We start from the raw sequence: 12874 nt of genomic DNA, 5'->3' as shown, positions 1-12874 counted from the left end.
CCGCGCCCCCGCACCGCGTCGCCGTGATCGTCGACGAGAGTACGAACCCCTTCGAAGTCGGCGTCGCGACCGAGCTGTTCGGGCTGCCGAGGCCCGAACTGGGCCTGCCGCGGCCGCTGTACGAGCTGGCGCTGTGCACGCCCACGCCCGGGGTCCGGATGAACCACGGGTTCTTCACGCTGACCGGGGTGCCCGGCCTCGACGCGGTGGACGGCGCGGACACCCTGATCGTGCCGGGCCGCCCCGACAACGTGGTGCCGCGGGGCGCCGCCGTACGCGAGGCCATCCGCCGTACCCACGCGCGCGGTGCCCGTGTGGTGAGTTTCTGCACGGGCACGTTCGCGCTGGCGGAGGCCGGGCTGCTGGACGGCCGCCGGGCCACCACGCACTGGCGCTGGGCGGACTCCTTCCGGGCACTGCATCCGAAGGTGCTCCTGGAGCCGGACGTGCTCTTCGTGGACGAGGGTGACGTACTGACCGCGGCCGGCAGCGCCGCCGCGCTCGATCTCGGGCTGCATCTGATCCGGCGGGACCACGGCGCGGAGATCGCCAACGCGGTGTCCCGGCGGCTGGTCTTCGCCGCCCATCGCGACGGCGGGCAGCGCCAGTTCGTGGAACGGCCGCTGCCCGACGTACCGGACGAGTCGCTGGCGCCCCTGCTGGCGTGGGCCCGGGAGCGGATCGGCGATCCGCTGACGGTCGGGGACCTGGCGGTGCGCGCCGCGGTGAGTCCGGCCACCCTGCACCGGCGTTTTCGCGCGCAGCTCGGCACGACCCCGCTGGCTTGGCTGACCGGCGAGCGGGTGGCGCTGGCCTGCCGGCTGATCGAGCGGGGCGAGGAACGGCTCGACGTGGTCGCGCGGCGCAGTGGTCTGGGCACCGCCGCCAACCTGCGGGAACGGGTGCGGCGGGAGACGGGGCTCAGCCCGTCGGCCTACCGTCGGCGTTTCGGACCGGCCGCCGGGGAAGCGGTGATGGCATGAGATACCTCGTACGCGATCGGCTCCTCGGCTTCGGTGACGACTACTGGATCGAGGACCAGCACGGCAACAAGGTCTTCCTGGTCGACGGCAAGGCCATGCGGCTGCGGGACACCTTCGAGCTGCAGGACACCCAGGGCCGGGTCCTCATCGACATCCACCAGAAGATGTTCGCCCTGCGGGACACGATGGTCATCGAGCGGGACGGCGATCCGCTGGCCACCATCAAGCGCAAGCGGCTCTCGCTGCTGCGCAACCACTACCGGGTGTCCCTGGTGGACGGCACCGAACTCGATGTCAGCGGCAAGATCCTGGACCGCGAGTTCGCCATCGACTACGACAACGAGCTGCTGGCCCAGATCTCCCGCCGCTGGCTGCACGTCCGCGAGACGTACGGCGTCGACATCGTCCGTGACGACGCGGACGCGGCGCTGCTGATCGCGGTGGCGGTCTGCGTCATCCACCTGGCGGACAAGGAACGGGGCGAGGACTGATCCACGGCCGCGCGTCCCGGGGCCCGGCTTTGGCCCTCGGGTCACCGAGCTCCGGATCCGCGGACGCCGGGCAGCCGCATGCCCCCGCACGCTCCCCGCCCGTCAGCGCCGAGGCGCCTCGACCCCCAGCACGCGGTCCTTCAGCGCCGGGAACTGCTCCCTGGTGGCACCAACCTTCGCCGGGTCGAACTCGACGGTGAGGATCTCCTCGCCGGCCCCCGCCTCCGCGAGCACCTCTCCCCACGGGTCGACCACGATCGAGTGACCGGCCTGGGGAACTCCGGCATGCGTCCCGCCCGTTCCACAGGCGAGTACGTACGACTGGTTCTCGACGGCCCGCGCCTGGGCGAGCAGCGTCCAGTGGGCGCGGCGTCGTTCGGGCCAGCCGGCGGGGATCACCAGCGTCTGTGCGCCCGCGTCGACCAGCCCGCGGAAGAGCTCGGGGAAGCGGAGGTCGTAGCAGGTCGCGAGGCCGATCGTGGTCTCCGGCAGGCGTACGGTGACCAGTTCGGTCCCGGCGCCCATCAGGACGGCCTCGCCCTTGTCGAAGCCGAACCGATGGATCTTCCGGTACGTGGCGGCGAGCTCACCGTCGGGTGAGAAGACGAGGGAGGTGTTGTACAGCGTGCCGTCGGCGGCCCGCTCGGGGATCGATCCGGCGTGCAGCCACACGCCCGCCCCGTTCGCGGCCTTAGCCATCGCCTCGGAGGTCGGGCCTTCGAGGGGCTCCGCCTCGGTGCCGAACGCCTCGTAGGCGAAAGCCCCCGTCGACCACAACTCGGGCAGCACCACGAGGTCGACACCGGCTTGATCTCGTACAAGGGACGCGACGCGCCTGCGACGGGAATCAACCGATTCGCCCTCGTCTACACCGATCTGGATGAGGGAGGCGCGCACACTACCACCGTCCTGGCATTCGAGCCGTCTTTACGGGCCTACGATCGTCACACGAAAGCACTGCCGGGGTGCCACACAGCAGCGTAACTTAGCGTTCCAAGACACCCACTGCCCGCGTACCGACCGCCCGAGGGGTCCCGTTCCGTGAGTCTGCATCCGAGCCTTCAGTCCTACGCCGACGCCTGGACCCACTCGATCGACGCGATATCCGAGCTGGTGACCCCGCTTGTGGAGGGCGAGTGGAACAGGCGGACGCCATGCCCGGGCTGGTCGGTGCGGGACATCGTGTCCCATGTCATCGGGCTGGACTGCGAGATGCTCGGCGACCCGCGGCCGATCCACACACTGCCGCGGGACCTGTTCCACGTGACCAACGAGCACCAGCGGTACATGGAGATGCAGGTCGACGTACGACGTCACCACACGGCGCCGGAGATGACCTCCGAGCTCGAGTACACGATCATCCGCCGCAACCGCCAGCTGCGGAACGAGTCGCGCAGCCCGGACAAGAAGGTGCGCGGCCCGCTCGGCACGGAGCCGACCCTCGAAGAGGCCATGCGCAACCGCGCGTTCGACGTGTGGGTGCACGAGCAGGACCTCCGCGCGGCGCTCGGCCGGCCGGGCAATCTCGACTCGCCGGGTGCGTATGTCGCCCGTGACGAGCTGCTCGCCGCGCTCCCGAAGGTCGTCGCCAAGGACGCGGGCGCTCCGGCCAGTTCGGCGGTTGTCTTCGATGTCCACGGACCCGTCGAGTTCCTGCGCACGGTCCGCGTCGACGCGGACGGCCGCGGGACGATCGACGGCGCGCCGTCGCTGGGGCCCGCCGCGACCCTGGTGCTGGACTGGGAGACCTATGTCCGGCTGGCCTGTGGCCGGGTGACCTCGGACGCCGTGTCGGACCGCATCAAGGCGGAGGGCGACCCGGAGCTGACGACCGCCATCCTGCGGAACTTCGCGGTCACCCCCTGAGGGATCCCGGCGCGGGGCTCATGGCGGGACCCGCCACTCCGGCGCGGCAGCCCATGCCCGGACGCAACCCCCGGCGCGCGGCAGCCCACGCCGGTACGCAACTCCCGGCACGCGGGGGCTCACGCCCGTACGCAACACCCGCGGCACGCGGGGGCCTCACGCAGGTACGCGACACCCCGGCGCGCGGGCGCTCACGCCGGTACGTGCACCGTCTCCACCCGGCTGGCCACCAGCCGCTCCCGCTCCCGCCGTGCGGCCTGCCCGCGCAGCCGGAGGATCTGGCTGAGCCCGATCGCCTGCAGGACGAACACCGCGGAGAACGCGATCCGGTAGTCGTCCCCGGTCGCGTCCAGGAGTACGCCGACGGCCAGCAGCGTCGTCATGGAGGCGACGAAGCCGCCCATGTTGGTGATGCCGGACGCGGTGCCCTGCCGCTCGGGCGGGTTGGCGGGGCGGGCGAAGTCGAAGCCGATCATGGACGCGGGCCCGCAGGCGCCGAGGACCGTGCAGAGCACGATCAGCAGCCACATGGGCGCGTGCTGGCCGGGATACACCAGCGTCAGGGCCCAGACCGCCGCGGTCGCGGACACCGTGCCGAGCGCCAGGGGCAGCCGCGCCGCGTGATGCCGGGCGACGATCTGCCCGTACACCAGCCCGATGACCATGTTGGACAGGACGACCAGGGTCAGCAGCTCGCCGGCCGTCGCCCGCGACAGCCCCTGCGCCTGGACCAGGAACGGCATGCCCCACAGCAGCAGGAAGACCATCGCGGGGAACTGCGTCGTGAAGTGCACCCACAGGCCCAGCCGGGTGCCCGGCTCCTGCCAGGACGCGGCGATCTGGCGTCGTACGTAGGCGGCGCCCAGGTGCGGGAAGGGTTCCGGCTCGTGCCCCTCGGGGTGATCCTGGAGGAAGAGGAGCAGGAGTACGAGGACGACGACGCCGGCGAACGCGCTGCCCGCGAACGCGGCGGTCCAGCCGACTCCGTGCAGCAGCCGGGCGATCACCAGCGTCGAGACGAGGTTGCCGGCCATCCCCACCAGCCCCGCCATTTGCGCGACCATCGGTCCGCGCCGGGCCGGGAACCAGCGGGTGCCGAGCCGCAGCACGCTGATGAAGGTCATCGCGTCGCCGCAGCCGAGCAGCGCGCGCGAGGCCAGGGCCATGCCGTACGACGGGGAGAAGGCGAAGCCCAGTTGGCCCGCCGTGAACAGCAGGACGCCGATGGTCAGCACCTTCTTGGTGCCGAGCCGGTCGACCAGCAGGCCGACGGGTATCTGCATGCCCGCGTACACGAGGAGCTGGAGGATGGAGAAGGTGGAGAGGGCGGAGGCGTTGACATGGAAGCGGTCGGCCGCGTCCAGGCCCGCGACGCCCAGTGACGTACGGAAGATGACGGCGACGAAGTAGACGGCGACGCCGATGCCCCATACGGCGATGGCGCGCCGGCCGCCGGGTGGGTCCCCGGGCAGTGCCGCGGCGCTCATCGGACCTCGCCCCGGGCCAGGTGGGAGAACCAGCCGACGTGCCGGTGGACGACCGCGACCGCGGCCTCGGCGTCCCCGGAGCGCAGCGCCTCCAGGATCTCCTCGTGCTCGCTGAGCGTCTTGGCGATGCGGTCGGGGTGCGAGTGCATCACCGCGACGCCCATCCTCAACTGCCGGTCGCGCAGCTGGTCGTAGAGCCGGGAGAGGATCTCGTTGCCGCCGCTTCGGACGATCTCGGCGTGGAAGCAGCGGTCGGTGACGGCGGCGCCGGCCAGGTCACCCGCGGCGGCCTGGGCCTTCTGCTCGGCGAGCAGTTCCTCCAGCCGGGCGATGAGCCGCGGGGCGGCCGGTACGGCCTTGCGGGCAGCGTGCTCCTCGACGAGCAGGCGGGTCTCGACGACGTCCGCGATCTCCTGTGCGGAGACGGACAGGACGAGCGCGCCCTTCTTCGGGTAGAGCTTGAGCAGCCCCTCCACCTCCAGGCGGAGCAGCGCCTCGCGCACGGGCGTCCGGGAGACCCCCACGGCGTCCGCCAGCTCGCCCTCGGTCAGCAGCGTCCCGCCTCCGTAACGGCGCTCCAGGACACCCTGCTTGACGTGCGCGTACACCCGGTCGGCGGCGGGCGGCGGTTTCACGGCGGGCATCCCGGACGCGGCCGTCACGGTGGACGCGACGGGCTGGGCGGAGGCGGCGGACACGGGGGCGACGGACATGCGCACAGCATAGATACAACACGTACGCATGGTCGCGAGCCGTCCAGGATGCGGACGCGCGGGAACGCGTACCGGCGGAGGCCCGCGGACGCGGGACCATACGCGCCCGCGTGTTCGTGGCCGTCGTCACCCACGGGCGCGTGTTCGTGGTCGCCCACGAACACGTAAAGAAGGGCACCCCGCCGAGAAGCCGCACAACTTTTCGTGCTACTTACGTGTCACACGAGAAGCGGCGCTCCCATGTGACCGCATCCCAGGGGCATTTAACGTATTCGGGGTACTCAACTTGATAACCGGCATAACGGGACTGCGCGTCCGCAGAGCTGCTGCCGTGGCGATGACCACCGGCGCCATGATCGCGACCGGAGCGCTCGGTGCGGCTCCCGCCCAGGCCGTCACGAAGCCCACGATCGTCGCCAAGGGCGGCTTCGTGATGAACAACGGCACGGGCGCGAGCCTGTTCACCAAGGCCGCGGACACCCAGCGCTCCACCGGCTCGACCACCAAGATCATGACCGCCAAGGTCGTGCTCTCGCAGTCGAACCTCAACCTGGACTCCAAGGTCACCATCCAGAAGGCGTACAGCGACTACATCGTCGCCAACAACGCCTCCTCGGCGCGGCTGATCGTCGGCGACAAGGTCACCGTGCGCCAGCTCCTCTACGGGCTGATGCTGCCGTCCGGCTGCGACGCCGCGTACGCGCTCGCCGACAAGTTCGGCAGCGGCTCGACGCGTGCCGCCCGCGTGAAGTCGTTCATCGGCAAGATGAACTCCACCGCGCAGAGCCTCGGCCTGACGAAGACGCACTTCGACTCGTTCGACGGCATCGGCAACGGCTCCAACTACTCGACGCCGCGCGACCTGACGAAGCTCGCCAGCAGTGCGATGAAGAGCTCCACCTTCCGCACGGTCGTGAAGACCAAGTCGACCAAGCAGAAGGTCACCACCAAGAGCGGTGGCTACCGCTACATGAACTGGGACAACACCAACACCCTGCTGGGCAGCTACAGCGGCGCGATCGGCGTGAAGACCGGCTCCGGCCCGGAGGCCAAGTACTGCCTCGTCTTCGCCGCCACCCGCAACGGCAAGACGGTCATCGGCACGGTCCTCGCCTCCTCCTCCGTCGCCAACCGCACGTCGGACGCGAAGAAGCTGATGAACTACGGCTTCGCCAGGTAACCCCGGCCACAGAAAAGGGGGCCCGCCGCTTCGCAGCGGCGGGCCCCCTTTGTCTTGCCCTGCTGAGCCTCTTGGCGAAGCGGCGGGACATGACCTTACGCTTGCGAATCCAGTACTCGGAGCCTTCCGACGGGACCGTCAAAGGCACCTCACCTCCACGCCCGCAGCCGGTCGCCGCCCCGAGAGATCCTCCGAGTGTGGCCGGGGTCGATGCGGCAACGGCCGTCCCGCATGCGGCCGCTGCCGGTCCGCCGGCAACTACTCTGGCCACGTCGCCCCACAGCGCCCTTGTGTTGTCCTGGGCAAGATGCGCCAGCCCAGTGAGATCTCAGGTGCTACTTCTTCTTGCGAGCCTGGGCAATGCCGAAGACGATGAACGCCAGGATGGCGATTCCGCACAACAGCCATAGGGGGACGCCGTCAAGTCCCTTGTAGGCAAGCACGTTCGAAGCCGCGGTGGATTGCATGATGTCTCCTTCGTTGCAGGCGAAATCAGAGTCTCTGGTCTAGCTCGTACGGCAGGTTTCGAGGAGAGACTGACTCTCGCGGCAGGCGGTCGTCCGGCGAAGGATTGCCTGTCCGACGCGGCAGCATGATCTTGGTGTGGCGGTGCTGCTTAATGCGCTCGGCGGCACGGGCTAACTCCCCGACGCGTCGAGCGCTGGCCCCGGCCCCGTCGCCCTGGTGCGATGGTTATGAGATTCCCACCCTGGTCTGCCTGTTCGGCATGTCTCGGAGACCATAGCGCCGGGCACCGACCCAGCGGCAGTGTGCCTTCGGTGCCCGGCGGGCGGTCCTGCGGTCAGGGCCGGGCGGGGCAGTCGTCCCCGAACTCAATGAAACCGAATCGAAATGGCTACTCATCTTTGGGGAGGCGTTGCGCCGGGTCGTACGGCACCCTGGCTGCCCTGCACGACCGACACCCAGGGCTCAAGCGGCTCCTTAATTCATGGCCGTCGAGCGCACCACGAGGATCGTCCAAAGTCAGCCGTGCGACATGACAGAAGGCCCGTAGCACCTCTGCTGCCTGCTGTAGTTGCTGATCGGGCCCAAAAAAGTCACGGACCGAACGATGCGGGGCAGCCGTGTACCAGGTCCCGAGCAACGTTGCTGCCCATTCACGCGAAGTCGGGCTGCCTGGCCGACCAGCCCAGTACGGATGGTTGAGCAGCCGCGCCTGCAACAGGACCAGGTCCCGGCGCAACAGCGCGCTTTGCCCCGGCCGAGCGCGGGCGAGCGCCCGGTAAGTGCGGGTGTAGGCCTCGTGCAGGGCGACCAGGTCAGGGGGCTCTGATCAAGAACTGCGCTTTGCCCTCCGCGTCACTGCGAAGGCAAGCAGAGCTACTCCCAGCAGCCCCAAACCCCCCAAAAACAGGTACATCCCGTCACCTGCCTGCACTCCAGCAATCAGAGCCGCGATCGATATTAGAATGCACACGACGGAGAATATCTGCAGCTTGCGCTTATCGTTCATTTTCAGACTCCGCTCTCAGTAGTCGGCAGGCTTTCACATGAAAATTCCTGGCACGTACCTTTCCTGTGTAAACTTCGCTGCGGCAGCGGATCGAATTCCGCTGCCGCAGCAGACACCGAGGCCAATCAGCTTCCGACTTCAGTGCGTACTCACCCGTAGCTGAGGATGTCCATGCCTGCGTAGCCCATTGCGCCACCAACTGCACAGCTGGCAACCACCGCACCAACCGCTCCTACTCCGCCGCCGAAGACGGCCGCTGCCGGAACGATGCCCGATTCATACGCGGCGCCTACGCCGGCCACGCAGCCCGCAGCAGCTCCGAATTTGCTTTCCTGGTCACTCACGAAGTCTCCTACCGCCTGGAGCCATCCGAGACCTGAAGGGTCGATGTTGTTGACGGGGTCGCCTTCGGCGTACAGGTACGGGTTCTGTTCCTGGCCGGAGGGGTCGGGTTGGGTGAAGCGGCCGATGTTGGCGTCGTAGTAGCGGGCCTGGAGGTGGTAGAGGCCGTTGGGGTCCTGGTAGTTGCCGGCGAAGCGGTAGGGCTGGGGGACCGGTTCGGTGGACTGGGCCAGGATGCGCACACCGCGGGGGCTGTAGGTGTAGGAGTCGACCTTGTTGCCGTCTTCGTCGGTGAGGGCGATGACGGTGCCGATCGCGTCGGTGAGGTAGTAGTACGCCTTGCCCCCGGTGGTCATGGAGTTCAAGGTGCCCCCGGGTTCCCGGTTGAATCCCATGTCCACGCCCGCGGTGGTCTTGGCGGACAGGCCGAGCGGGCCGTTGTGGAAGTACGTGTCGCCGAGCTTGATCCGCTCGCTCTGGTCGGTGGAGCCGTACTGGCCGGCGTACGTCTTGGAGTTGACGGTGATCGACGTCATCTGCGAGTAGTCCGACCACTTCTCGCCGGTGCGGATGTAGTCGTCCGTGGAGGCGGCCGCGGTCTCGTTGCCGACGGCGTCGTAGGACCAAGTCCCGGTCGTGGACGACTTGTTCGTCAGCTGCTGGGCGTCGTTGTAGGTGTAGGTGGTGCCGCGCGGGCAGCCCGGGTCGGTGCCCTGGCTGGTGAGGTTGCCGGCCAGGTCGTAGCAGTACTGCCAGGAGTCGGCGATGCTGCCGTTCTTCTCCTCCTTGGCGTAGGCGAAGCGGCCCGCCCCGTCGTAGGTGTATGTCCGCTTCAGGCCCGACACGGCGTCGGTGCTGGTGCGGATCTTGCTGCCGTCGGTGGTGGCGTTGGCTCCGTAGCCGTAGGTGTAGGAGAGATTGACCAGGGTTCCCTGGGGAGAGGTGGCCTTGATGGTCTCGGGGCGGCTGGACTTGTCCGGGTTGACCGTCTGCACCGTGCCACCGGGATAGGTGGTGGTGGTGCGGAAGTCGTTGTTGTTGTAGCCGTACGTGGTGAGGCGGCCCTGGGGGTCCTTCAGCTCCTTGAGCTTGTTGACCTCGTTCCACGTGTAGTCGGTCGTGCCGGCGGGGTCCTTGTAGTAGTCGACGTTGCCCGCGGGCGTGTACGCGAGCAGGGTCTGCGAACCGTCCTGCAGGGTGCGGATCGTCTCACGCTGCAGCGGGTCGAACTTGTATTTCACCGTGCCCGCGCCGTCGGTGCGCTGGGTGAGGTTGCCGTCGCCGTCGTACCAGTACTCGACTCTGGCCTTGTTGGTGCTGTCGACGACCTTGATGCGGTCCCGGTTGTCGTAGGTGTACGTGACCGTGACACTGCGGGCGTCGGTCACCGTCTTCGTTCGGCCCAGCGCGTCGTAGGTGTAGGTGGTCTTGGCTAGGGGCGAGGGCGGGGTGACGGTGTCGAGGTTGCCCTTGGCGTCGTAGTGGAAGTCGGTCACCACCGTCTTGGACGAGGTCATCTTCGTCTTCTCGGTGCAGCGCTGGCCCTCGAAGCCGCCGCAGGTGGGGGAAGAGGGGTTGTAGGTGTAGGAGACGCTGCCGCCACCGGTCCCGGACTGCGCCACCGACATCGTGTTGCCGGCCGTGTCGTACTTGAACTCCGTCTTCTCACCGTCAGGGTTGGTGGAGTCGGACGGCACGTCACCGGCGCCGGCGATGGTCTGCCAGTGGTTGACCGTCGCTCCGCCGGTGGGCAGGGTGACGGTCTCCAGGTTGTTGCGCGTGTTGAAGCCGTACTCGGTGACGTTGCCCGACGCGGTACCCGAACCCATCGCATCCGTGGCGGAGTCGATGTTGTGGTTCGCGTCGAACTTCGTGGACCGCTTGTGGGTGAGCGCGTCAATCACCTCGGTGACCTGGCCGTCACCGTCATGGTCGTACTTCGTCGCGTGCGACTCGGGGTCGGTCACCGTGGTGGTGCCGGCGGCGGTCGCCGACTCTGCACTGTACGCGTACGTCCAGGTCGGGCCGGTGTGACCCGAACCGTTGAAGTCCGTCGCACGCAGCATGGAGGTGACACGGTTGGCGTCATCGTAGGTGAAGGCCGTCACCCGGCCCTCAGCCGTGGTGATCTTGTCGATGCGGCCCCAGTCGTCGTAGCCGAAGACGACGGTTTTGCCGTCGGTGTCCGTGGTGGTCGCCAGGTTGCCGGTGTCGTCCACGGCGTAGGTGGCAGTGCGGCCGGTATTGTCCTTCGCCTGCCACAGGTTGGGGTCGACCTGGGTGAGATCGATCCAGCGGCCCGAGCGCGCCTCGGTCAGCTTGAAGCCGCCGCCGGTGTGCTGGGTGACCGTGATCGAGCCCTTGTTGCGGTCAGTGACCTTGGTCAGCGTCCCGCCTGCGTCATAACTGTCCTTGGAGTGGGACTTCCAGTTGGAGAGGGTGTAGGTGTCGTCGCTGTTCTTCTTCAGCTCCTGCGAGTACCCCTTCGGGGTGGCGTACGTGCCGTCGCTGTTCTTCTTGAACCGCAGCGTCGCACCGCTGGCGTCGTAGAACACCACCTCCGTGCTGGAGATGGACAGGTAGCGCTCGTACTGCTGCCACCACCGCTGGGACACCTTCCCGTACGGGGCGTCCAGCGAGTTGTACGTACGTGCCAGCGTCAGCCTCTGACCGACACCCGCGATGTCGAAGTCGGTCGCCGCCAGCATGAGGTTGCCGGTCGAGTAGTCGATCCGGGCGGTCAGCGCATCGGTGATCGCGAAGTCGCTGATGCGGTGCCAGGGGACATCACCCTGGCCTTCCGGTATCAGACTGACGACCGACGCGTCCTCCCCCGCGGGAGCTGAACTGGCCTTGGCCGAGGACGTGCCGTCGACCCGGAGCTTTTGCTCCTGACGCCACGGCATGAGCACCTTGTCCGATGGCGTCCGCGACGCCTCGTTCGGTACCGGCTTGTTGGAGCCGACCTTCACCGTCGGCATGGTGAAACGTGGTGCGTCCTTGCCCCAGACGGAGACCGGCTTCGGGTCGTCCGCCGACGCGCCGGCGGCCGGCAGCATCGACAGCGCGAGCGCACCGGACACCACAACAGCCGCCACGGATACACGAGTTGTTCCCCTACTGGCACGCCGAACCAGCGCGCCGACGGCACGTAAGTGCACGACTTCCCCCCACGGAAAGTTGAACCCCGGCAACCCCGATAGTCACCAGAGGCGCACAACCTGTCACAGGAACCGTATGAAGGTTCGTGCCGTACCCACACTCTCCTGCTCCATGCGGCGCGGAATCAGCCCCACCTCTTCCCCCGTACAAGATCCGCGAAAGCCCATAAACTTGCACTCATAAAAGCTCGTTGGTCAGGTACGCACCTCTCCGCGAGTGGTGAAAGCGTCCGAAACCTGTCGCCCGTCACTCGGTCAGGCGCTCTAACCGCCCGGCCATGGGAGCGCAAAGCGCGCTCACGCCGAGCGTCAGCCCGCCGTTGCGTCCGTCCCGGGCGCGCGGGTGGACTGGCGGTGGTGAAGGATCCGGGCGGGTTGTTCGATCACATTGGAGCTGTGCCAGATCTGCGACGCCGACAACTACGCAGCCGCCGAAGTCATTCAGCCCTGACGAAGGAACGCTTGGCCGCACGGTGGCAACTGGCAGCAAGAGACGGCACACGGCCAGGGCCGAACCCCGAGATGATTGCCCTGGGTTGTGGGAACCGTCCTCGTTCCCGCATGCTCCAACCTGGCGGCCGGGCCCTTCGTAGACGCCCTTCGTACGGCGCAGGCGCTGCCCGTCAAGTCGTCGACCTTCGGCGCCCTGATGACGTCCATCCGCCGGGTGTGGCCGACGTGCTTGACCTCCAGCCACAGGCGGGCCCGGTCCGAGCCTCGACACGAACACGCGGATACGACCCATTACGCTTCGTCACCTGGAGAGTGCTTCTTTCCTTGCAGCTGACAGGGCCCTCGGCAAGTCCCATCGTTTCAGGGCAGCGGCACTCTTCATCTATTGATCAAGACCTGGACAGACCTCACGCGAAAGCGCGAGGCTGGCGTCGGTCCCGCCACCGGCAGGACAGAAGCGCCCGCCTGGCCTGCCGACAAAGCCGTGGCCGAGTTGAGGCGGAGGCCGACCGCCGACACCGTAGGCACCCCGTCCTGAGCAGTTACGAGGACTGCTGATCGCCGTACTGATCCCCCGCACAGGCTCGCAGGGTGACGAGCCGGCTACGGGCGGTGCGGCGCGGGGCCTGCTCCCTGCCCCGCGTGCAGCGCGAACGCCGCCCAGGCCGAGGGGGCGAGCCGGAGTATCGGCCCGTCCACGTTCTTGGAGTCCCGGACGGCGACA

At 68.1% G+C, this 12874-nt stretch carries 10 protein-coding genes; 4 read left to right on the top strand and 6 right to left on the bottom strand.

Going from position 1 to position 12874, the window contains the following annotated elements:
- Positions 1-23 precede the first annotated feature (23 nt).
- On the top strand, positions 24-983 hold the full coding sequence (locus tag ACFVYF_RS06140) for a helix-turn-helix domain-containing protein (RefSeq protein WP_389451463.1): 960 nt from the start codon (positions 24-26) through the stop codon (positions 981-983).
- Positions 980-1474 (top strand): LURP-one-related/scramblase family protein, encoded by a 495-nt coding sequence (locus tag ACFVYF_RS06135; protein WP_389451460.1) that lies wholly within the window; start codon positions 980-982, stop codon positions 1472-1474. Before ACFVYF_RS06140 ends, ACFVYF_RS06135 begins: the two co-directional genes overlap by 4 nt.
- Before the next feature lie 102 nt (positions 1475-1576).
- On the opposite strand, the gene ACFVYF_RS06130 is transcribed toward ACFVYF_RS06135, so the two are convergent.
- Entirely contained in the window at positions 1577-2371 is a 795-nt protein-coding gene (locus tag ACFVYF_RS06130) for a carbon-nitrogen family hydrolase (protein WP_389451457.1), read from the bottom strand.
- 144 nt (positions 2372-2515) lie between these two features.
- On the opposite strand from ACFVYF_RS06130, the gene ACFVYF_RS06125 reads away from it, so the two are divergent.
- Entirely contained in the window at positions 2516-3340 is an 825-nt protein-coding gene (locus tag ACFVYF_RS06125; RefSeq protein ID WP_389451454.1) for a maleylpyruvate isomerase family mycothiol-dependent enzyme, read from the top strand.
- Positions 3341-3531: 191 nt separating this feature from the next.
- On the opposite strand, the gene ACFVYF_RS06120 is transcribed toward ACFVYF_RS06125, so the two are convergent.
- Together ACFVYF_RS06120 and ACFVYF_RS06115 are read right to left on the bottom strand one after the other, a co-directional pair.
- Positions 3532-4827 carry a nitrate/nitrite transporter gene (locus tag ACFVYF_RS06120; RefSeq protein ID WP_389451452.1) on the bottom strand — a complete coding sequence of 432 codons (1296 nt, stop codon included), beginning with the start codon at positions 4825-4827 and terminating at the stop codon, positions 3532-3534.
- Entirely contained in the window at positions 4824-5471 is a 648-nt protein-coding gene (locus tag ACFVYF_RS06115) for a GntR family transcriptional regulator (RefSeq protein ID WP_389452115.1), read from the bottom strand. The genes ACFVYF_RS06120 and ACFVYF_RS06115 overlap by 4 nt, the downstream gene beginning before the upstream one ends.
- 355 nt (positions 5472-5826) lie before the next feature.
- Here ACFVYF_RS06115 and ACFVYF_RS06110 point away from each other — a divergent pair, with 355 nt between their 5' ends.
- Complete coding sequence (locus ACFVYF_RS06110) at positions 5827-6720, top strand: D-alanyl-D-alanine carboxypeptidase family protein (RefSeq protein WP_389451449.1); 894 nt, start codon at positions 5827-5829, stop codon at positions 6718-6720.
- A gap of 335 nt (positions 6721-7055) precedes the next feature.
- Here the strand turns inward: ACFVYF_RS06110 and ACFVYF_RS06105 are convergent, their stop codons facing one another.
- The 3 genes from ACFVYF_RS06105 to ACFVYF_RS06095 form a co-directional block, all read right to left on the bottom strand.
- Positions 7056-7187, bottom strand: coding sequence for a hypothetical protein (locus ACFVYF_RS06105; protein ID WP_389451446.1), 132 nt, complete (start codon positions 7185-7187; stop codon positions 7056-7058).
- 1156 nt (positions 7188-8343) lie between these two features.
- Positions 8344-11595 carry an RHS repeat-associated core domain-containing protein gene (locus ACFVYF_RS06100; protein ID WP_389452112.1) on the bottom strand — a complete coding sequence of 1084 codons (3252 nt, stop codon included), beginning with the start codon at positions 11593-11595 and terminating at the stop codon, positions 8344-8346.
- 1158 nt (positions 11596-12753) lie between these two features.
- Positions 12754-12874 (bottom strand): DUF397 domain-containing protein (locus tag ACFVYF_RS06095; protein WP_389452109.1); only part of this gene is annotated, 121 nt, incomplete at its 5' end.

The sequence above is a fragment of the Streptomyces sp. NPDC058274 genome, assembly GCF_042881375.1.
Taxonomy (GTDB): Bacteria; Actinomycetota; Actinomycetes; order Streptomycetales; family Streptomycetaceae; genus Streptomyces.
The sequence above is the reverse complement of the archived record's forward strand: the minus strand, read 5'-3'. Positions and strand labels throughout refer to the sequence as shown.